Source organism: Streptomyces sp. ML-6 (genome assembly GCF_030116705.1).
In the GTDB taxonomy this organism is placed as follows: Bacteria; Actinomycetota; Actinomycetes; order Streptomycetales; family Streptomycetaceae; genus Streptomyces.
In genome coordinates this window covers 5,206,622-5,228,079 of the sequence record NZ_JAOTIK010000001.1, presented here as the reverse complement: position 1 = coordinate 5,228,079, position 21,458 = coordinate 5,206,622, and the positions used below count along the sequence as shown (strand labels likewise).

The following is a 21,458-nucleotide window of genomic DNA, read 5'->3' as shown; positions in this document are numbered from 1 at the left end:
CGCCGTCCCCGTACGGCCGCCGTGCGCCCCCTCGTGCGCCGGAGTGCGCCCGGCTCCCCCGGGGCTCCCCGGAACTCCCCCGGGCTCCCCGGCAGCTCCTCGGAGGCTTCCCGGGAAGCCTCCGGGCTCCTTCCGGACCCCTCCGGGCAGCGGAAAGCGGCCGGAGCGCGGGGAGTTCACCCGCGTTCCGGCCGCTCCGGTGTTTCCGGGTACCCGCCTACCCGGGTACCCGGGTACTCCTGGGCCCGGTGGTCGTCAGTCCTCGGCCAGCAGCGCGTACAGCTTGCGGCGCGCCTCGGCCAGCACCTCGGACGCCCGCTCCGTCTTCCGTTCGTCGCCCGACCACGCGAGCCGCCCCGCGGCCATGACCACATCGCCCATCAGCCGGTGCGCCTCCATGGTCCGGCCACCGGGGCCGGGCCGGCCTGCGGTGGCGTCGGACTTCCCGTCCGGCACGGCCGCCCGGCCCTTCTCGGTGAGCGTGTACGTGCGCGGCCCGTCCTGCCCCTCGGACGTCACCAGGCCCTCGTCGGCGAGCTGCTGGAGCAGCGGGTACACCTCGTCGGCGGTGGGCCGCACGCCCGGACGGCGCGCCGCCTCCTCGATCAGGGCGGCCCCGGTGCGCGGACCGTCGGCGAGCAGCAGCAGCACCGTCCCGCGCAGCCCCTGGCCGTGGGGCCGGTACAGCCCGTCCGCGAACTGGTCCAGCAGGTCCGGTACCAGGTCCAGGAGATCGGGACCGCCGGGAACTCCCCAGCGCTTGCGGTCGGTCGACTTCATCGGGACTCCTCCAGTCAGAGGTTCGCTTCGGTGGTTCGCCCGGATTCGGTTCGGTTCATCCGGGGACGGACGGCGGTACGGGTGTCAGGACTCGCCCCGGAACACCCGCACGAGGACGCGCAGGCCCAGCACGGAGCTGACGACCAGCAGGTTGTAGCCGAAGACGTGCAGCAGGCTCAGGGTGGGCGTGATGAGCGGGCCGTTGCTGGTGTTGAGCAGGATGACCGCCATGATCCCGAAGGCCGCGGCGAGCACCGTGAGCAGCGTCAGGTGCACCAGCCCGGTGACGAGCCTGCGGTCCCGTTCCCGGGCGCCCAGCCGGACGGTGACGCCCAGTCGGCCCTGCTCCAGGGCCCCGGTGATCCGGTCGAGGCGTCTGGGCACCTTGCCCAGCATCGAGATCATGCTGAGCAGGTTCTCGCCCGCGGAGGCGCGCAGCGAGGAGGGTTGCAGCCGCTCGGTGTAGTACCCGGCGACCAGTTCCCGGGACTCGGCGATGACGTCGAAGCCGGGCGCCAGTTGCATCAGGGTGCCGTGCAGGGTGGTGAGCATCCGGAACACCCCGGCGATCTGGGGCGGCACCGACAGCCCGTGCGAGGCGATCAGCCGGAACAGGCCCGCGAACATCTCCAGGTCGGGGGCGGAGCCCGCGGTGAGGAACAGGGCGACGAAATCGCCGAGTTCGCGCTCCAGCTCCTGCTCGTCCAGGTCGTCGTGGCGCACGACGAGGTCGAGCAGCGCGTCGCACAGCGCCTCCCGGTCCTCCCGCTTGACCGCCAGCATCAGATCGCGCAGCGCGCCGCGGGCCTTGGCGTCGAGCCGGCCCACCACGCCGAAGTCCAGGAGGGCGAGCCGCCCGTCGTCGAGCAGCAGGACGTTGCCGGGGTGCGGGTCGCAGTGGAAGACGCCGTGCATCATGGTCTGGCGCATCATGCAGTCGAGCAGGACGCCCGCGAGCTTCTCCCGGTCCACCCCCTGCTTCTCGATGGCGGGACCGGCCTCGCCCAGGGGCACCCCGTCCAGCCACTCCATGACGAGGACCCGCTTCGTGCAGAGCTTCTCGTGCAGGCCGGGCACGCACACCTCGGTGCCGGCCTCGGCCGCGGCGGCCTTGATGGCCGTCATGTTGCGGGACTCGACCTGGAAGTCGAGCTCCTCGCGCAGGGCCGTGGCGAACCCGGCGGCCAGGGTGACCGTCCCGATGGCCCGCGCCCAGTCGGCCCGGTCCTCCAGCTTGGCCGCGATCCGGTTCATGATGTCCAGGTCGCGCTCCACGACCTGGTGGATGCCGGGCCGCTGGATCTTGATCACGACCTTGGCGCCGGAGCGCAGCCGGGCCTCGTGCACCTGGGCGATCGAGCCGGCGGCCATCGGCTCGGGGTCGAACTCGGCGAACTCCGAGTCCACCAGGCCGCCCAGTTCGTCGACCAGCACCTGGTGGACGTCCGCCCAGGGCGACGGCGGCACCTGGCACTGGAGCTTGCTGAGTTCCTCGGTGAACTCCCGCGGGATCGCGTCCGGCCGGGTCGACATGAGCTGCCCGAGCTTGACGAAGGTGACCCCGCCCTCCTCGATGGCCAGGCGCAGGGAACGGGCGAGCCGGTGGGAGGCGAGCCGGCCCGAGCGGCTGCGGTCCTTGCGCCGCAGGAAGGGGGCCAGGCCGTGGCGGGCCAGGATCACCCCGATCTGCGCGTAGCGGTGGGTGCGCATGATGCGTCTGCGCAGTCGCCTGGTCCAGGCCACGGGCCGCGAACGGTCCGGCATGACGACCTCGGCCAGGACGAGGAAGGCCATCGTGACGAAGACGGAGATGCCCACCATGACGGTGGCGAGCACGCCCCGCTCCATCGGCGGCTGGACCATGTTCCCGAAGAACACGGCGGTGGTGAAACCGACCAGCGCGGCCAGGACCATGCGCAGGGTGCCGACGCGCAGGCCGAGCAGCCGGCGTGCGCCGACGGCCATGCCTATGGCCAGCGTCACCACCCCGACGGTCCCGGCCAGCGCGAACACCAGATCGTTCATGCGCGGCGGCCGAGCTCCAGCAGCGAGCGTCCGGAGGGCAGCTCGATGGTCCGCAGGACCTCCAGCCCCGCTGTGGCGGCCAGCTCCCCGTACTCGTCGAGGGAGCGTTCCTTGCCGCCGAGCGTGGCCAGCAGGATCAGGTTCAGGGTGGAGATGCCCTGCCGGATCTCGGGCTGGATCAGGTGCTCCACGACGAGGACCTTGCCGTGCTCGCCGGCGGCGTCGGCGCAGCGGCGCAGGATCTGGCGGGAGGCGTCGTCGCTCCAGTCGTGCAGGATCGTCGACAGCACGTACACGTCCGCGCCCGCGGGCAGCGGCTCGAAGAAGCTGCCGGGCACGATCTCGCACCGGTCGGCGACGCCCGCGGCGGCCAGCAGCTGTCCGGCGCCGCCGGACGCGGCGGGCAGGTCGACGAGGGTCGAGCGCAGCGCGGGGTGCGCGGCGAGCACCTCGGACAGCAGGGTGCCGGTGCCGCCGCCGACGTCGATCACGTGCCCGACCCGGTCCCACTCGTAGGTCTTGGCGACGTCCGCGGCGATCTCGGAGACCTGCTTGGCCATCTTCGCGTTGAACGCCCGGCTCAGCTCGGGGTGGGCGTCCAGGTCCTCCCAGTAGGTCCTGCCGTACACCTCGGCGTAGGCGGGACCGCCGGTGCGGATGCTGTGCAGCAGGCTGGCGAAGGCGCGCTGCGGACGGCCCATCGGGCTGTCCAGATCGAGGAACTCGCGCATCCCGACGGGGTGGTCGCTCTCGATCCAGCGGGAGAGCTCCGTCGGCGCGTAGACGCCCGGCTCGGGCTGCTCGAACAGGCCCTGGACGGCCAGGTGGCGCATCATCTCGCCGAGCGCGTCGCGGTCGGTGGACGTGCGGGCGGCCAGGTCGTCCAGCCGGTTCACCCCCTGGCGCACCAGGTCGGCCAGGCCCAGGGTCGCGGCGACCCGGACGGCGTTCGGGGTGATCACGTCGGTCATCGCCATGAAGCGCTCGGCGACGGGGTCGTGCGACGGCGCGGCGTAGGCGCCGTTGGCATCGGGGGCCTGGTCTGCCGGGTCGGTCGATCGGGACATGCATCGGCTCCTTGACGCTGATGGACGATGGCCGCTTCCGGCTCCGAGGGGCTCTCCGGGGACGCCGTGGGCCGCGTGCGGTTGGCATCCGCACGCTAGCCAGGGGAAAGCCGGTGACCGGAGGGATTGCCGGTACCGGCAACGACCGTACGGGGCACCCCCGGGGGGCGGGTAATCATCCGCAGGTCACATCCGCGCAAGACCTGAGGCAGACGCGGCGGCCGGGTCGTGGCTGCCAGGGTGGTCCATGACCGCATGCGCCGCAGAGTCAGGCCGCAGCACCGCTGGGAGAGGAGTCCGAGATGCCCGAGGGCGTCATTCCACTGACCGAGAGGACGGCTCCCCCCACCGCCGCCCCCCGGCGCACCCGGCTGTGGCCGGTGCTGGCGGCGGCCGCGGGGGTGCTCGCGACGAAGGCCCTGGAGCCCCATCTGCCGGGCGCGGCGGACTACATCAGCTCGCTGGGCATCGTGCCGTCGTGGGCCGCCTGGGCGGGTGCGGCGGCCGGTATCGTCGCGGCGCTCGCCGCCTCGTCGGAGCGGCCCGGCAAGGGCGCCCGTCCGGTGCTGCTGTTCGTCGGCTGGACCTCCTGCGTCCTGCTGCTGTGGTCGGCCGTCGGCATCATCTTCGACGCGTTCCGCTCGTTCTTCTGGGTCACCGGGATTCCCGCCGGTGACTTCGCGACCGTGGACTGGCCGGGCTTCCTCACCCGTGCCGTGGCCTTCGCCGCGACGCTGCTGCTGGCCCGCTCCACCCTCGCCTTCCAGCGCCGCACCGGGGAGGGCTGCGACCTGTGCGGGCTGCGCCCCGGCGAGCGGGACCGGCCGGCGGACTGGCTCGGGTACACGGCGTTCGGACTGGCCTTCATCTACCCCGGCGTGAAGTATTACTGGTGGGCGGGGGGCGGCATCGGCCGTCCCGAGCAATACCCCGAGGGATTCCCGGTCATGGAGACCATGTTGCTGGTCGGGGGCGGCGTGCTGTCCCTGGCGCTGGTGAGTTCGTGGGGGCGCGTCTACCCGTTCTGGGTGCCGTTCCTGGCCCGTCGCAGGGTGCCCCGCATGCTGCTGGTCTCCTGCGGCTGGGGCCTGTCGGCGGCCCTGCTGCTCCAGGGCCTGATCCCGGTGTTCGCCTCGGTCAACCACCTGCTCGGCGGCCCGGAGCTGCCCTTCGACTCCGGCAGCGCGAACTCCTGGGTGATCCTGGCGGTGTACGGCGGCTGGGCCCTGTTCGGGCTCGCGCTGCTCGGCGCCACCCGCACGTACCAGCGCCGCACCCGGGCCGTGTGCCGGCTGTGCGGCGAATGACGCCCCCGGCCCGTCCGGCCCGTCCGGACGTACTGCTCACCCTGGCCGTCGCCGTTCCGGTCGGCGGCTGGACGCTGCTGCTGCTGTGGCTGGCGCTGCCGGGGGTGTGGGCTCCGCTGCTCGCCCCCGCGGTGGTCGTCGGCCACGCCGCGGGGGCGTGGCGGCGTTCCGCGCCCACCCTGTCCTTCGTGGTGACGGGCGTGGCCTGCGCGGTGCAGGCCGCCGTGCTGCCCGGCGGTTTCCCGCTGCTGCCCTCGCTGCTCGCCTTCCCCCTGGCGCTGTTCGCGTACTGCGCGCACGGCGGCCGGCGGGCCCCGCAGGCGGCGCTGGTGGTGGGTGTGGTGGGGGCGGGCGCGGTCGCGCTGCGGACCGCCCTGTCCTCGCAGACGCAGCTGCCGCCGATGTTCCTGGCCGGTTTCCTGCTGGCGATCGTGCTGGTGGCCTTCAGCCTCGGCCTGTTCCGCCGCATCCAGCTGGCGTACGTCGGCGAGCTGGAGCACCGCACGGCCCGCGCGGAGGCCGAGCGCGAGGAGCGGGCCCACCGGGCCGCGCTGGACGAACGCGCCCGGATCGCCCGGGAGATGCACGACCTCGTCGCGCACTCCCTCTCCGTCATCGTCAGCCAGGCGCAGGGCGGCCGGTACGCGGCGCGGGCCCGGCCGGAACGCGCCGCGGAGGTGCTGCGCACCGTCGAGGAGGCGGGGCGTCAGGCGCTCACGGACATGCGCGGGTTGCTGGGCGTGCTGCGCAGCGGCGACGGCAGCGACGGTTTCGGCCCGCAGCCCGACCTCTCCCGGCTGCCCGAACTGCTGGACCGGGTACGGGAGTCGGGGCTGTCCGTCGACTTCGCCGAGACCGGCACGCCCGGTCCGCTCACCCCGGCCGCCGAACTGGCCGCGTACCGGCTGGTGCAGGAGGCCCTGACCAACACCCTGAAACACGCGGGTGCCGGTGCCCGTTGCGGGATACGGTTCCAGTGGTCGGACGACAGGGTGGAGATCGAGGTGCGCGACAACGGGAACGGTCCCGGCCCCGGCGACGGGGCGGGTCACGGGCTGGTCGGGATGCGGGAGCGGATGGCCGTCGCCGGTGGTTCCGTCACCACGGGTGCGGCGCCGGGAGGAGGTTTCCTGGTGAGTGCCCGGCTGCCGTTGCGGACCCCGCTCGCCGGGGAGCGGCGGGAGACGGCATGACGATCCGGGTCTTCTTCGTCGACGACCAGGCGATGGTGCGGGCCGGGTTCGTCATGGTCGTCGAGGCGCAGGACGACATGACGGTCGTCGGCGAGGCGGGGGACGGCGCGCAGGCCCTGGAGCTGCTGGAGGCGACCGCCGCCGACGTCGTGCTGATGGACGTGCGGATGCCCCGGATGGACGGGGTCGAGGCGACCCGGCGGCTGCTGCGCAGGCCCGACCCGCCGAAGGTGATCGTGCTGACCACGTTCGACGTCGACGAGCACGCCTTCGCCGCCCTGCAGGCCGGGGCCAGCGGCTTCCTGGTCAAGGACGCGCCCGCCGAGGACCTGCTGTCCGCGATCCGCACCGTGCACCGGGGCGACGCGGTGATCTCCCCGACCACCACCCGGCGGCTGCTGGCCGAGGTGGCGCCGGACCTGCCGACGCCGGCGTCCGGCCCCGATCCGCTGGACGCGCTCACCGAGCGCGAGCGCGAGGTGCTGCTGCTGATCGCCCGCGGCGCCTCCAACGCGGCCGTCGCCAAGGAGTTGTTCCTCTCCGAGGGCACGGTGAAGACGCATGTCGGCCGGCTGCTGTCGAAGCTCGGCATGCGCGACCGGGTGCAGTTGGTGATCTTCGCCTACGAGCACCGGCTGGTGCGCCCCGGCCGGTGAGGGCCGGGGCAGCGGGCCGTCCGCCCCTTGGTGACGTCGGCTGCTTGGCGACGCGGCTACTTGGCGACGTCGGCCACGCGCGGGTCGGCCAGCGAGACGTAGTCCGCGGTCCGCAGCGCGATCGACCGGTCGAGCCGGGCGGCGTTGAAGAAGATCTCGTCGTGGACGAGGAGGCCGGCGTCGACCACCAGCGGCAGTGCCTCGTCGAAGGAGAACGGGATGATGGAGCCGGTGCGGCAGCCGGTGAGGCGTTCGGCCTCGTCCCGGTCGCCCAGGGTGGCGTCGTTGCCACCGAACAGCTTCCTGACGCTGCGCAGGTCGACCCGGCGGTGGCCGGGGACCACGGCGAGGACATGGTGGTCCCCGTCCTGCTTTCTGCGCACGTTGACCACCATGCACTTGGCGGCCATCTCCAGCCGGTGACCGCGTAGTTCACTGGCCAGGTCGGTACGGCCCTCGGGTGCGTGGTCGATGATCCGGTAGGTGGCCGAGGACCGTGCGAGCATCGACATCAGCCGGTGGTACGTCGTGTCGTCGGCGGCCGGCGTCGTTGCCGGCCGCCGCGAGACGGACGCCCCGAACCGTCCGGTCACAGCACCACCGGAAGGGATTCCAGGCACCGCAGCATCAGGCTGAACCGCCACTGGAGCTCGTCGCGGTCGACGGCGAGCGACAGCTTCGGGAACCTGGTGATCAGCTGGCCGATGGCGACCGCGCCCTCGACCCGGGCGAGCGGTGCGCCCAGGCAGTGGTGCAGGCCGTGGCCGAAGGCCAGGTGGCCGGTGGCCGGGCGGGTGATCTCCAGCCGGTCGGGCTCCTCGAACCGGGAGGGGTCGCGGTTGAGCGCGCCGATCGAGACGAAGACCGAGTCGCCCGCCGGGATGGTCACCCCGCCGATCTCCACGGGCTCGGCCGCGTAGCGGAACGTCGCGATGTTGATCGGGCTCTCGAAGCGCAGCAGTTCCTCGACGGCGCCGGGCAGCAGCGACAGGTCGTTCTGCAGCGCCGCCAGCTGGTCCGGTTCGGACAGCAGGGAGAGCATCGCGGTGCCCATGAAGCTGATCGCGGTCTCGTGGCCCGCCCCCAGCAGCAGGAACACCATCGACATGACCTCTGTCTCGGTCAGCAGGTCGTCGGCGTCGCGGGCCTGGAGCAGGTTGCTGATGAGGTCGTCGGCGGGGTGGGACCGCTTGTCGGCGATCAGCGCGCTCAGGTAGCTGATCAGCGACTGCCGGGCCTCGGTGACCTGCTCGGGGGCGTGCACCCCGGTCATCGTGGTGTACCAGTCGCGGAAGATCTCGCCGTCCGCGGCCGGGATGCCGATGAGTTCGCAGATCACCCGGGTGGACAGCGGCATCGCGTAGTCGTCCACGACGTCGATCTTCTGGCCCGGCGCGAAGCCGTCCAGCAGGTTCGCGGCGAGCTGTTCGATCCGGGGGCGGAACATCTCCGTCGGGCGGGCGGTGAACGCCTTGGTGGTCAGCTTCCGCAGCCGGGTGTGGTCCGGCGGGTCGCTGTTGAGCATGTGCCGGGACAGGAGCTCCATGCCGGGCTCCTCGGGCCCCATCCCGGTACCGCCCGCGGGGTTGGGGAAGCTGCGCGGGTCCTTGTGCAGCTTCGGGTCGGCGAGCGCGGCGCGGGCGTCCTCGTACCGGGTGATCATCCACAGTACCGAGCCGCTCTGCTGCCGGAGCTTGACCGGGCCCTCCTCGCGCATCCACGCGTAGGTGGCGTGCGGGTTCCGCACGAAGTCCTGGTCGATCAGGCTCTCCGCCGAGCGTGCCCCGCTCTCGTCCTTCTTCTGCTTCTCGATGTCCAGTGCCATGTCGTTCTCCCGCTCACGCGGGCTGCGGTTCGCGCACCGCAGCCGTCTTGCCGATCAGGGTGAGGAACACGTCGTCGAGGGACGGGCGGCGCAGCGCGAAGTCGACGACCTCGACGCCTGCGGAGTCCAGCCGTTCCGCGATGGCGGCGATGGAGCTCATGCCGTCGGCGACCGGCGCGGAGACCTTCAGGCCGTCCTCGCTGACGGTCGGTTCCCCGGCGATGGCCGAGGAGAGCGCGCGCACCGCGTCCTGGGCCTCGGCGGGGGTGTTCACGGTCACCTCCAGCCACTCGCCGCCGACCTTGCGCTTGAGCTGGTCGGGGGTGCCGTCGGCGATGACCTTGCCCTCGTCGAGGACCGCGATGCGGCCGGCGAGCTGGTCGGCCTCGTCGAGGTACTGGGTGGTGAGCAGGATCGTCACCCCGGCGGCGACCTGTTCGCGGATCATGTCCCACAGGGCCAGCCGGCTGCTGGGGTCGAGACCGGTGGTCGGCTCGTCGAGGAAGAGCAGCGGCGGCCGGCCGATCAGGCTCGCGGCGAGGTCGAGGCGGCGCCGCATGCCGCCGGAGTAGGTGCGCAGCGGCCGGTTGGCGGCCTCGGTGAGTTCGAACCGCTCCAGCAGGGCCTCCGTCCGCTCGGCCGTCACGCGCTTGCCGAGCCGGTAGAGCCGGCCGACGAGGATGAGGTTCTCGCGGGCGGTGAGCCGCTCGTCGACCGCGGCGTACTGGCCGGTCAGGCCGATCCGCGCGCGTACGTCGTTGGCCTGGCGCACCACGTCGTACCCGGCGACGCTCGCCCGGCCCTCGTCGGCGCGCAGCAGGGTGGTGAGGATGCGCACCGTGGTGGTCTTGCCGGCGCCGTTGGGGCCGAGCAGCCCGAAGACGGTGCCGGACTCGACCGTCAGGTCCACACCGTCCAGGGCCTGGTGGCCCTTGTAACGCTTGCGCAGTCCGTGCGCCTCGATGGCGGCGTTCACGTCGCTTCAGCTCCCGTCGGATGTCTCGGTTGGAGTGGTGCCACCGGCCGGCGCGGGCGCGCCCAGGCCGACGTGCAGCGAGGTGAGCCGCCGCATGATGTGTTCCCGGGACCAGCGGACGTCCCGGTCGTGGTCGCCGTGGGCGAGCCGGAGTTCCGGGAAGCGCCGCACGAGGCGCCCGAGGGCCACTTCGCCGGTCATCCGGGAGAGTTGGGCCCCCAGGCACATGTGGATGCCGTGCCCGAAGGAGACGTGGCCGCCGACCGGGCGCGTGATGTCGAGGCGCTCGGGGTCGGGGAAGCGGCGCGGGTCGCGGTTGGCCGCGGTGAGCGCGGGCTGCACCAGGTCGCCGGGGGCCAGGTCCAGTCCCCGGGTGCACACCGCCTCGCCCGCGCGCAGCGGGTTGGTGAGGGACACCGGGGCCTCGTAGCGCAGGCACTCCTCGATGGCGCCGCGCAACAGGTCGGGCCGGGAGCGCAGGAGTTCCAGCTGGGCGGGGTGGTCCAGCAGGGCGAGCACCGCGTTGCCCAGCATGGCGGAGACGGTCTTGTTGGACGCGATCACCAGGAAGATGCCGGTCTGCACGAGTTCGGCGTCGCTGAGCCGGTCCTCGCCGACGCGGGCGTGCACCAGGGCCGAGACGAGGTCGTCCGTCGGGGTGGCGCGGCGCGCCTCGACGATCCGTGCGAACAGCTTGCCGAGGTTCTCGGTCGCCGCCTGGAACTCGGGGAAACCGGTGCTGTCGGGGAAGGCCGCCATGTCGTCCCAGTAGGTGCGGAACTCCTCGGCGTCCTCGGCGTCGATGCCCAGGAGTTCGGCGCCGGCCAGCTCGGCGAGCGGGTGGGTGAACTCCTGCACGATGTCGACCTGTTCGCGGCCCGCCAGGCCGTCGAGCAGTTCGTCGGCCAGCCGTTCCACGGCGGGGCGCAGCCGCTCGACCCGCTTGGGGGTGAGGGCCTTGCCGGTGAGCTTGCGCAGCCGGGTGTGCCGGGGCGGGTCGCTGTTGCCGATGTGTCCCTGGAACGCGTCGGGGTCCTCGACGGCGAAGCTGCGCAGCAGCCGGGGTTCGGCGAGCAGCGCCCGCACGTCCTCGTAGCGGGTGGGGACGTACACCTTGCCGCCGCCCTGGATCACGTCCTGGTGCAGCGGGCTCTCCTCCCGCATCCGGGCGAAGACCGCGTGCGGGTCGGCCAGCATGGCCTCCCCGTAGACGAGGGACTGCTCGTCGGGCATGTCGGTGGGCATGTCGGGGTGCGGTGCGCGCCGGCCGGCGACGGGCGGCTCGGGGGCCGGGCCGGGGTGCGTCGCGGAGTTGGTGTCGGACACGTCGGGGTCACGCTCCTTTCGCGGACAGGTGGCCCGTGTCGTCGGGAAGGGACGGGTCGGCCGCGGGGGCCGGGTCCGTCGGGGCGGCCCCGGTGGCGGGGGCCGGGTGGGGCGCCGCGGCCGGGTCCTCCGGGGCGGCCGGGGCGGCCGGGTTCTCCGGGCCGGCCGGCGGCGGTCCCATCGGGGGCCGGCGGGCGTCTCCGGCGCGGTGGCGGTGCGCAGGGAGCGGTCGGCCAGGCCGACCAGTGCGGCGGCCGCCAGCGCGCCGGCGCAGCCGAGGAGGGCCGGGGCCGGGCCCCAGCCGCGGGCGACGGCGCCGACGGCCAGGTAGGACAGCGGTGCGGCGAGCGCGCCGGCCGCCATCACGGTGCCCATCACCATGCCCATGGCCTCCGGGCGGGGGCCGCTGAACAGCACGCCCAGGGTGGCCGCCGACGCGGCCGCCGCGGTCAGCGCCATCACGACGGTGAGCCCGGCCGCGACCGGCAGGTTCGGGGCGTGGGCGACACCGGCCATGGCCGCGGCGGTGAGCACGCAGGCCAGGATCAGGCCCATGCCGCTGCCCCGCAGCCGCCGGGCGAACGACGGGGCGAGCGCGGCAGCCACCGTGCCGAGGCCGACGGCCCCGGCGAGGACGCCGAACCCGGTCACTCCCCAGTCGCGGTGGTCGGCCAGCAGCAGGGTGCCGACGTTGAAGGCGCCGGGGCAGCCCAGCTCGATGAGGATGGTGCAGATCAGCGCCGCCCGCACGCCGGGCAGGGCGAGGGCCTCGCCGAGCTTCGGGGAGTCCGGTCCGGGCGGGCCGGCCATGCCGGGCATGCCGCCGGGGCCCGGCATGCCCGGCATGGCGCCGGCCGGTGCGGAGGCGTCGGCGGGCAGCGGTCGCAGCAGGGTGAACACGAGCGCGGAGACCACGAACACCACGGCGTTGACGATCAGCGCGGTGGACAGTCCGAGGAGCGCGCTCAGGCCGGCGAGGGGCCCGCCGAGGACGACGGTCACGCGGAACAGCGTGGTCCGCAGCGTCTGCATCCGCTGCTGGTCGGCGGGGCCCGCCACGAGGGCGGGCAGGCCGCCGGTCCCCGGTTCGGTGACGGCCTCGACGAGGCCGAAGGCCACGCTCGCCACCAGCAGCACCGTGAAGTCCAGGGTGCCGGCGGCCAGCACCGCGGCGGCGCCCAGGGCCAGCACGGCCCGGACGAGTTCGCCGCCCGGGGCCAGCCGCAGCGGGGCGAACCGGGCCGCCAGTCCGGCGGTCAGGCCGGTCATCATCGCGATGCGCGGCAGCGTTCCCAGGGCCAGTACCACCGCCGCGGACATCGGGCCGGACACCCGCAGCACGGACCAGGCCAGCACGACGTGGAAGATCTGCGCGCCCAGCAGGGAGGCCAGCGTGGCCGCCGACCAGCGGCCGACCGGGGAGGACACCCTCATGTCAGGTTCACCGCCCGACCACGGAGTGGTAGCGGCGGACGGCCAGCGGGATGACCGGGATCAGCAGCACGATCGGCAGGAGCGTCGCCACGAGGACCGGGTGCTCGACCGGGAAGGCGCCGGTCACGACCGGGTTCGGGTTGCCCCACAGCTCACGGCAGGCCACGACCACCGAGCTGAACGGGTTCCACTCGCAGACCGTCTGCAGCCAGCCGGGCAGGTTGTCGATCGGGAAGAAGGCCGGCGACAGGAACAGCATCGGCATGACGATCATCGAACCGATGCCGGAGGACTGCGGGTTGCGGCCGGAGACGGTGCCCAGGATGCCGAGCCAGATGAACAGGTAGCCGAACAGCAGCATCAGGCCGATGCCGGCCATGCCCCGCAGGAAGCCCTCGTGCATCCGCCAGCCGATCAGCAGACCGACCCCGGCGATCACCAGCCAGCCGACGAACATCATCAGCAGTTCGGCCACGGACCGGGCGACGACGGCGGCGGACCGGGCGATCGGCAGCGACTGGAAGCGGTCGACCAGACCGTTGCGCAGGTCCTCCTTGAGGCCGTTCTGGGCGTTGGACATGCCCAGCATGGCGACCTGGGCGAAGACCCCGGCCATCATGAAGTCCTTGTAGCTGCCGTCCCCGGGCACCACGATCGCGCTGCCGATCAGCAGTCCGTTGAGCAGGACCAGGATCAGCGGGGTGATGATGACGGGGACGACCCGCTCCGGACCGCGCTTGAGGTGCCGCATCTGCCGGCCGACCAGCAGCCGGGTGTCCATCAGCATGTCAGCACTACTCATCGGATCGACCTTTCGGTACGCGATTGGCTCATGGGTTCCGTCCTTCGGAGGTGCCGCTCGCGAGCAGTTCCTCCACGCTCCTGCCGGGGTCCGCCGCGGCTGCCGTGAGCAGATCCCGCACCTGTCCGGCTATCCGGGCCAGGACGTCCCGGCCGCCCCGGTACTCCAGGGCGAGGAAGAGCTGTTCGTCGGCGCGGAAGGACAACCGCAGGGTGTGCGGGGTGACTTCGTGGGTGTGCACGCCGACGATCCGGGCCGCGCCCTCCGGCGGCAGCGCGGCCGCCCCCAGCGCCTCGGACGCCGGGCGGTTGACCGGGTAGTTCTGCGCGGCGACGGTGGCGTCGAACAGCTCCGGCAGGCCCACCGTCCGTTCGATGTCGGTGAGGCTGAGGTGCTGGTGCGCGATGAGCGCGCCCTGTTCGGCCTGGAGCCGGGTGAGCACCTCGGTGAGCGGCGCCCCGGGGCTCCAGCGGACCCGGACCGGCAGCAGGTTGGCGTAGCTGCCGATCGCGTGCTCGATGCCGGGCACCTCGGGGGCGCGCCCCGAGACGGTGTAGCCGAAGACGGTGTCCTGCCGGCCGGTCAGTCCGCCCAGCACGATGCCCCAGGCACCCAGGACCAGGGTGTTGAGGGTCAGGCCGTGCTCCCGGGCGCGTTCGCCCAGGGCCCGGGTCACGTCGGCGGGCAGCAGGACCAGGTCCTGGACGTGCGGCGCGCCCTCGTGGTGGCCGGGGTCGCTCTCCCGTACGAGGGTGGGGCCCGACAGGCCCTCCAGCGCGGTGCGCCAGGCGTCCTCGGCCGCCGCGCGGTCCCGCCCGGTCAGCCAGTCGGTGTACGGACCCCCGGTCCTCGCCGGGGGCATCGCGGAGTCGTCGCCCCGGTGCTGGTAGAGCACCCACAGGTCGTCCAGGAAGACCGGGAAGGACCAGCCGTCCATCTGGAGCTGGCTGAAGCCGATGAGCAGCCGGTGGCGCTGCTCCCCGAACCGGACGAGGCCGAAGCGCACCAGCGGGGACCGGGCCACGTCGAACGGGCGGTCCTGTTCCGCCGCCGCCAGCTTCTCGAACGCCTCGTCCTGCTGGTCCTCGGGCAGGTCGCCCAGGTCGTGCTCGGACCAGGGGAGTTCGACCTCGCCGGGCACCACCTGGAGCGGGCGGCTCAGCCCTTCGTGGGCGAACGCGGCGGTCGTCTCCGGGTAGCGGCGCAGCAGGGCCTCGGCAGCCAGCCGCATGGTGTCCGCGTCGAGCTCCCCCGCGAACTCCAGCCAGAAGTACCAGCAGTCCTGGAGGACGCGGCCGGTGCCGGTCTCGCGGCGGGCGGCCGCCAGCAGCGAGTGCTGCATGGGGGTGACCGGCAGGACGGCGGTGTGTCCGGGCCATCCCTCGGCGACCTTCGCCAGGTCGGCGGCGGGCGGCGCGAACTCCTCGCGGGCGGTGCGGTCGGCCGACTCGGCGCGGGCGGCGAGCTGTTCGGGGCTGCCGTACCGGAACACGTCCTGGACGGTCAGCGCCACTCCCGCGGTGCGGGCCTGCTGGACCAGGGTGAAGGCGGAGATGCTGTCCCCGCCCAGCGCGAAGAAGTTGCTGTCGGCGCGGACCTCCGGCAGGGCGAGCACCTCCGCGAAGAGGCCGCACAGCTGCTCCTCGGCGGGGGTGCGGGGCAGGATCCCCTCCGCGGCCGCGGCGGCGAGGTCCGGGGCGGGCAGTGCCGCCCGGTCCACCTTGCCGTTGGGCGTCAGCGGTACGGAGTCGAGCTCGACGAAGACGGCCGGCACCATGTGGGCGGGCAGTTCGGCCGACAGGTGCCTGCGCAGCTCCGCGGAGTCCGTGCTGCCCTGGGCGGGCACCACGTAGCCGACCAGCCGCCGTACCCCGGGCCGGTCCTCGCGCGCCGCGACCACGCCGTGGGCGACGGACGGGTGGGCCGTGAGCACCGCCTCGATCTCGCCGAGCTCGATCCGGAAGCCGCGGACCTTGACCTGGTGGTCGGCGCGGCCGAGGAACTCCAGCTGTCCGTCCTCCCTGCGCCGCACCAGGTCCCCGGTGCGGTACATCCGTTCGCCGGGGCGTCCGGACGGGTGGGCGACGAAGCGTTCGGCGGTGAGGCCGGGGCGGCCCAGGTAGCCGCGGGCCAGCGAGGGGCCCGCGAGGTGCAGCTCACCGGTGCCGCCCGCCGGGACGGGCTGCAACTCCGCGTCCAGCACGAGCAGTTCGGTGTTGACGATCGCGGAGCCCAGCGGCGGGTTGCCGAGGTCGGTGCGGTAGTACGGCCGGGTCATCGTGGCGCACACCGTGGACTCGGTGGGGCCGTAGGCGTTGAACATCCGCCGGCCCGGCGCCCAGCGGGCCACCAGCGAGCCGGAGCACGCCTCGCCCGCCGTGATCAGGCAGCCGCCCGCCAGGGCCCGGGTGTCGGGCGAGGTCGCGGCGAGCACCGCGGGCGGCAGGGTCGCGTGGGTGACCCGCCGTTCGGTGAGCAGCTCGGCGAGCGGTTCGCCGGGGGCGAGGCGCTCCTCCGGGGCCACCACGAGCGCGGCGCCGGACAGCAGCGCCATGCACAGCTCCCAGAAGGCCGCGTCGAAGCTGGGCGAGGCGAACTGCAGCACCCGGCTGCCCGGCCCGAGGTCGAACGCGTCGATCTGGGCGGTCAGCAGGCTCGCCACTCCCATGTGGGTGACGACGACGCCCTTGGGGCGGCCGGTGGAGCCCGAGGTGTAGATGAGGTAGGCCGGGCAGGGCAGGTGGAGCGGCCCGAGCCGGTCCTCGTTCGTCGGATCGTCGGCGCTCTGCCCGGCGAGGGCCGCCGCGGTCCCCGGGTCGTCCAGCACCAGCGGGTCCCGGACCGGCAGCCGTCCGGCGACGGCCGCCGAGGTGACGACCAGGGCGGGCCGCGCGTCGTCGAGCATGTACGCGATCCGGTCGGCGGGGTAGTTCGGGTCCACCGGCAGATAGGCGGCGCCCGCCTTGACCACGGCGAGCAGCGCGACGATCAGCTCGGTGCCGCGCGGCACGGCGACGGCGACGAAGCTCTCCGGTCCGGCGCCGCGGGAGATCAGCAGCCGGGCCAGCCGGTTGGCGCGGGTGTTCAGCTCCGCGTACGAGAGGACGCCGTCCTCCCCCACCACGGCGGCGGCCTCGGGATCGGCCGCCACCCGCAGCTGGAACAGTTCGGGTACGCACAGGGGAGGAATCATCATCATCCGGTGCCTCCGGTCACTGTGGTCATCGTGTCGTCGACGGACCGCTCGAGACCCTGGGAGAAGGCGGTGAGCACCTCCAGGAACTGGGCCTGGACGCGGTCCATCCGGCCCGGCTCGAACGCCTCGCTCCAGTACTGGGCGAGGATGCCCAGCTCCGGTCCGGGCGCCACCGCGAAGCGGAGCGGGACCCGGGCGGCGTCGTGCGCCTCCATGCCGAGGATCTGCACCAGGTGCGGCGGCATGCCGGGCGCGCCGGGCATCGGCGGCCCCATGGGCATCGGCGGACCGGCGGGCATGTCCGCGCCGGGCGCACCGGGCGCGCCCTCGGGCATCGGCGGCATGCCGGGCCCGGCCGGACCACCGGGCATCGGCGGCATCCCCTCGGGAGCGCCGGGAGCACCGGGGCCCATGGGCATCGGCGGACCGGCGGGCATACCCGGACCGGGCGCACCGGGCGCGCCCTCGGGCATCGGCGGCATACCCTCCGGAGCGCCGGGGCCACCGGGGCCACCGGGCATCGGTGCGCCGGCGGGCATCGGCGGGGGCGGCGGGGTCGTGGTGGTCGGCTGGCTCTCGAACACCACGAGGGTGTCGAACAGCGCGTCCGTCCCCGCGATGTCCATGAGCCTGGCGAGGCTGATGTGCTGGTGCGCCATCAGGCCGGCCTGGCCGCGCTGGAGCCGGGTGAGCACGTCGAGGACCTGCTCGCCGCCGTGCCAGCCGAGCCGTACCGGCAGGTTGTTCATGAACATCCCGGCCGCCTGGTCGATGCCCGGCAGTTCGGCGGGGCGGCCCGCCACGGTCACGCCGAAGACCTGCTCCTCGCGGCCGGTGAGCCGGCCCAGGAGCAGCGCCCAGGCGCCCGTCACGAGGGTGTTGAGGGTCAGGTCGTGGGCGCGGGCCCGGGCGACCAGCGCGGCGGTGACGTCCTCGGGCAGCAGGGACGTGGTCTCCACGACGGTGACCCGGCCCGTGTCCGGTGCGGCGGGCACCAGCGGTGCCGGGGCGGGCAGCCCCTCCAGGACGACGCGCCAGGCGTCCTCCGTCGCGGCGGTGTCCCGGCCGGCCAGCCAGGCCGCGTACTCGCGCTGCGGCGGGTCCTGCGGCGCGGGCGGCAGCATCGCCCCGTCGCCGCCCGTCATGTAGGTCATCCACAGCTCGCCCAGGACCAGGGGCAGCGACCAGCCGTCCAGCAGCAGCGGGGCCAGGCTCAGCACGAACCGCCAGCTGTCCGGGGCCAGTTTGACCGCGGTGCACCGCACCAGCGGCGGCTCGGCCAGGTCGAAGGGCGTGTCCTGGTCCTGTCGCAGCAGCCGCTCCAGCTCCCGCCGCTGCTCCTCCCCCGCCAGGGCGGAGAGGTCGACCTCGTGGAGGACCGGCCCGGCCTCGCCGACGACGAGCTGGACGGGGTTGCCGTCCGGACCGGTGCGGAAGACGGCGCGCAGCGCGGGGTGGCGGCGCAGCAGGACGGCCAGCGTCCGGCGCATCACCTCGGGGTCGAAAGCCCCGGAGAGCGGGAAGCTGAACTGGTCGGTGTACGGGCCGGGGCCCGTGCCCGCCGCGGCCCGGCGGATCATGGCGTCCTGCAACGGCGAGACGGCCAGGACCTCGGTCCCGTCCGGCAGCCCGTCGGCGAGCCCGGCGAGGTCGGCGCCGCCGGTGGCGGACGGCGTCCGGTCCTCCGCGTCCCCGGTGGGCACCGGTACGGCGAGCGCGGCCAGGGCGGCGGGGGTGGGCGAGGTGAAGACGTCCTTGGTGCCGAACCCGATCCCGGCCAGGCGGGCCTTCTTGACCAGGGTGAACGCCCCGACGCTGTCCCCGCCCGCGGCGAAGAAGCTGGTGTCGGCGCCGATGTCCGGCTCGCCGAGCACCTCGGCGAACAGTTCGCACAGCCGCCGCTCGTGCTCCCCGCGCGCGGCCCGGCCGCCCACCGGGGCGGCGGTGCCGGGTGCGGGCAGTGCCTTGCGGTCGAGCTTGCCGTTCGGGGTGAGCGGCAGGGCCTCCAGCGCGACGAAGGCGGTGGGCACCATGTACTCGGGCAGCCGGGCGGCCAGGGCCGTGCGCAGCGCCTCGGCGTCCACCGGCGCGCCCTCGGCGGGCACCACATGGGCCACCAGCCGCTTGGTGCCCGGCCGTTCCTCGTGCACGGAGACCGCGGCCGCGGCGATGGCGGGCAGGCCGGTGAGCGCGGCCTCGACCTCGCCGAGCTCGATCCGGAAGCCGCGGACCTTGACCTGGTCGTCGGTCCGCGCGATGAAGTCCAGCTGTCCGTCGTCCCGGCGCCGAACCAGGTCCCCGGTGCGGTACATGCGCGCGCCGGGGGCGAACGGGCTCGCCACGAACCGTCCCGCGGTGAGGGCGGGGCGGGCGTGGTAGCCGCGGGCCAGCAGCTCGCCGCCGATGTAGAGCTCCCCCACCGTGCCGGGGGGCACGGGGGCGAGCCGCTCGTCGAGCACGTAGAGCCGGGTGTTCCAGATGGGGCGGCCGATGGTGACCATGCCGGCCGGGACGGCGTCGCCCGGCTCGATGCGGTACTCCATGCAGCCGATGGTGGTCTCGGTCGGCCCGTACTCGTTGACGACCGTGGCGTCGGGCCGGCGGGCGCGCCACTCGTCCAGCGCCTCGCCGAGCAGGGCCTCGCCGCCCAGCACCAGCTGCCCGGTGGGCGAGTAGGCGTCGGGCAGGGCCGCGAGCAGGGCGAGGTGGGTCGGGGTGGCCTTGACGAAGGTGGCCTCGGGCAGCTCCGCGGCGTCCGGTGCCGTGCCCTCGTGCAGTTCGACCAGGTGCGCGCAGCCGCCCGCGGTGAGCGGCGCGTACAGCCCGGTGGCCGTCAGGTCGAAGGCGACGGGCGAGTGCACCAGGGCCCGGCCGGTGACCGCGCCGTACGCCTGCCTGGCCCAGGCCAGGTAGACGTTGAGGGAGCGGTGCTCGACGACGACGCCCTTGGGACGGCCGGTCGATCCGGAGGTGTGGATGACGAAGACCGGGTTGGCGGGGCGCAGCGGCGCGGTCCGCTCGGCGTCGGTGAGGTCTCCCGTCGCGTGCCCGGCCAGCTCCGTCACGGTCGCGGGGTCGTCCAGGACGACGCGCGCGGCGGTGGTCTCCGGCAGCGCGCCGAGGGTCGCGGCGTCGGTGAGGAGCGCCACGGGGGCCACGTCGGCGAGCATGCCGGCGATCCGCTCGGCGGGGTGGCCCGGGTCCAGCGGCAGGTAGGCGGCACCGGCCTTGACCACGGCCAGCAGGGCGACGACGAGGTCGACGGACTTCGGCAGGGCGACGGCGACGAACCGCTCGGGCCCCGCCCCGCGCCCGACGAGCAGCCGGGCCAGCCGGTTGGCCCGCTCACCGAGCTCCGCGTAACGGAGCTCGGTGGAGCCGTGCGCGACCGCGGGCGCGTCCGGGGTCCGGACGGCCTGCGCCTCGAAGAGCTCGGTGAGCGTGGCCTCGACCACCTTGTGGTCGGTGTCGTTCCATTCGACGAGCAGCCGGTGGAGTTCGTCGGGGGTGAGGTCCCCCGGTCCGGCGGCGGGCCCGGTCATGCGGTCTTCCCCGGCCGTCGGGGCGTGCCCAGTTCCACGGGGAGCGAGACCAGGCCGCGGGCGACCGGGTTGGACTTCCAGCGGACCTGCTCGGGGTCCCCGGCGTGCCGCAGGTCGGGGAAGCGGTCGAAGATCCGGTTGAAGACCGTCTGGCCCTCGATGCGGGCGGTCATGCCGCCGACGCAGTAGTGCGGACCGTGCCCGAAGCCCAGGTGGCCGGCGGTGTTGCGGGTGATGTCGAAGCGCTCCGGGTCGGGGTAGCGCTTCGGGTCGCGGTTGGCGGAGGCCCGGGACAGGATGACGATCTGGTGGCGGTCCACCTCGACGTCTCCGAAGGCGATGGGCTCCGCGGTGTACTGCGGCGTGACGATGTCGGTCGGCGGGTAGTAGCGCAGCACCTCCTCGACCGTGTTCGTCACCAGCGACGGGTCGGCGGTGAGCTGCTTGAGCTGGTCGGGGTTGCTCAGCAGGGCGTGGATGCCGTTGCCGAGCAGGTCGACGGTGGTCTCGTGACCGGCGACCACGAACAGCATGGCCTGGGCGATCACCTCGTCCTCGTCGAGGAACTCCCCCGCGTCCAGGGCCCGGACGAACGAGGTGAACGCGTCGTCGGCGGGGTTGGCCCGCTTCTCGCCGATGAGGGCGCGCAGCCGCTCGACGGCCACGACGGCCCCGGCCGCGTACTCGCCGGTGGCGCCCCGGTCGCGGGAGGCGTCGGTGCCGTAGCCGAACAGTTCGTGGTCCTCGGCCGGGACGCCCAGCAGTTCGCACACGACCGTGAGCGGGAGCTTCCAGGCGAAGTCCTGGATCAGGTCGACGGGGCCGTCGCCGGCCCGCTCGGCGAGGTCGTCCAGCAGCCCGTCGGCGAGGACCTCGATGCGGGGCCGCATGCCCTCGATGCGCCGCTTGGTGAAGAACCGCGAGAGCACCGCCCGCAGTCGCGGGTGGTCCGGCGCGTCCAGCAGCGTCAGGTTGCGGCCGAGCAGCCGCGCCACGTCGCCGCCGATGGCGGGCGGCTCGGGGATGCCGAGCTCGGCCATGAAGGCGGTCAGGTCGTGGCGCAGCCGGGAGTCGGCCTGCCCCGCGTGGACGTCCTCGTAGCGGGTGACGAGCCAGGCGTGGCCGGGCGGGCCGGGCCAGGTGATGCCGCGGACCGGGTCGTTCTCACGGAGCCAGGCGTAGGTGGGGTACGGGTTCTGGAAGAACTCCGGGTCCCACACGCCCGGACCGGTGCCGTTGATGGGCTGTCCGGGAGCCGCCGGGGCCGCAGGCCGGCCTTCGAACGGGGGAGTTTCGGACATGGCTCGGGTGCCTCCTCAAATCAGGGAT

13 protein-coding genes and 1 pseudogene are annotated in these 21,458 nt (G+C 73.8%); 3 read left to right on the top strand and 11 right to left on the bottom strand.

Going from position 1 to position 21,458, the window contains the following annotated elements; genetic code table 11:
- Positions 1-255 precede the first annotated feature (255 nt).
- The 3 genes from OCT49_RS23310 to OCT49_RS23300 all read right to left on the bottom strand — a co-directional run bounded on the left by OCT49_RS23310 (position 256) and on the right by OCT49_RS23300 (position 3,872).
- Positions 256-780, bottom strand: a complete 525-nt coding sequence (locus OCT49_RS23310) for a PadR family transcriptional regulator (protein ID WP_283853784.1) — start codon at positions 778-780, stop codon at positions 256-258.
- An 84-nt stretch (positions 781-864) separates the two neighbouring features.
- Entirely contained in the window at positions 865-2,805 is a 1,941-nt protein-coding gene (locus tag OCT49_RS23305; RefSeq protein WP_283853783.1) for an ABC1 kinase family protein, read from the bottom strand.
- On the bottom strand, positions 2,802-3,872 hold the full coding sequence (locus OCT49_RS23300; protein WP_283853782.1) for a methyltransferase: 1,071 nt from the start codon (positions 3,870-3,872) through the stop codon (positions 2,802-2,804). The genes OCT49_RS23305 and OCT49_RS23300 overlap by 4 nt, the downstream gene beginning before the upstream one ends.
- A gap of 302 nt (positions 3,873-4,174) precedes the next feature.
- On the opposite strand from OCT49_RS23300, the gene OCT49_RS23295 reads away from it, so the two are divergent.
- The 3 genes from OCT49_RS23295 to OCT49_RS23285 are packed head-to-tail and all read left to right on the top strand — an operon-like array spanning position 4,175 to position 7,028.
- Entirely contained in the window at positions 4,175-5,179 is a 1,005-nt protein-coding gene (locus tag OCT49_RS23295; protein WP_283853781.1) for a hypothetical protein, read from the top strand.
- Positions 5,176-6,372, top strand: coding sequence for a sensor histidine kinase (locus tag OCT49_RS23290; protein WP_283853780.1), 1,197 nt, complete (start codon positions 5,176-5,178; stop codon positions 6,370-6,372). Before OCT49_RS23295 ends, OCT49_RS23290 begins: the two co-directional genes overlap by 4 nt.
- Positions 6,369-7,028 (top strand): response regulator, encoded by a 660-nt coding sequence (locus tag OCT49_RS23285; protein ID WP_283853779.1) that lies wholly within the window; start codon positions 6,369-6,371, stop codon positions 7,026-7,028. Before OCT49_RS23290 ends, OCT49_RS23285 begins: the two co-directional genes overlap by 4 nt.
- 56 nt (positions 7,029-7,084) lie before the next feature.
- Here the strand turns inward: OCT49_RS23285 and OCT49_RS23280 are convergent, their stop codons facing one another.
- The 8 genes and pseudogenes from OCT49_RS23280 to OCT49_RS23245 form a co-directional block, all read right to left on the bottom strand.
- Positions 7,085-7,540 (bottom strand): YbaK/EbsC family protein, encoded by a 456-nt coding sequence (locus tag OCT49_RS23280; protein WP_283853778.1) that lies wholly within the window; start codon positions 7,538-7,540, stop codon positions 7,085-7,087.
- Between the two features lie 77 nt (positions 7,541-7,617).
- Positions 7,618-8,853 (bottom strand): cytochrome P450 family protein, encoded by a 1,236-nt coding sequence (locus tag OCT49_RS23275; RefSeq protein ID WP_283853777.1) that lies wholly within the window; start codon positions 8,851-8,853, stop codon positions 7,618-7,620.
- Positions 8,854-8,866: 13 nt separating this feature from the next.
- Positions 8,867-9,829 carry an ATP-binding cassette domain-containing protein gene (locus tag OCT49_RS23270; RefSeq protein WP_283853776.1) on the bottom strand — a complete coding sequence of 321 codons (963 nt, stop codon included), beginning with the start codon at positions 9,827-9,829 and terminating at the stop codon, positions 8,867-8,869.
- 6 nt (positions 9,830-9,835) lie between these two features.
- Positions 9,836-12,589: a cytochrome P450 gene (locus OCT49_RS23265; RefSeq protein WP_283853775.1), complete on the bottom strand. Its 2,754-nt coding sequence runs from the start codon at positions 12,587-12,589 to the stop codon at positions 9,836-9,838.
- A 7-nt stretch (positions 12,590-12,596) separates the two neighbouring features.
- Positions 12,597-13,391 carry an ABC transporter permease gene (locus OCT49_RS23260; RefSeq protein ID WP_283853774.1) on the bottom strand — a complete coding sequence of 265 codons (795 nt, stop codon included), beginning with the start codon at positions 13,389-13,391 and terminating at the stop codon, positions 12,597-12,599.
- 28 nt (positions 13,392-13,419) lie between these two features.
- The gene (locus tag OCT49_RS23255) at positions 13,420-16,590 is read right to left on the bottom strand and encodes a non-ribosomal peptide synthetase (RefSeq protein ID WP_283853773.1); all 3,171 of its coding nucleotides are present in this window, start codon (positions 16,588-16,590) and stop codon (positions 13,420-13,422) included.
- Positions 16,587-20,012: pseudogene (locus tag OCT49_RS23250) on the bottom strand (non-ribosomal peptide synthetase); the annotation flags it as partial. The gene OCT49_RS23255 and the pseudogene OCT49_RS23250, both read right to left, overlap by 4 nt.
- A 113-nt stretch (positions 20,013-20,125) precedes the next feature.
- Entirely contained in the window at positions 20,126-21,430 is a 1,305-nt protein-coding gene (locus OCT49_RS23245) for a cytochrome P450 family protein (protein ID WP_283853771.1), read from the bottom strand.
- Between the last annotated feature and the right edge of the window lie 28 nt (positions 21,431-21,458).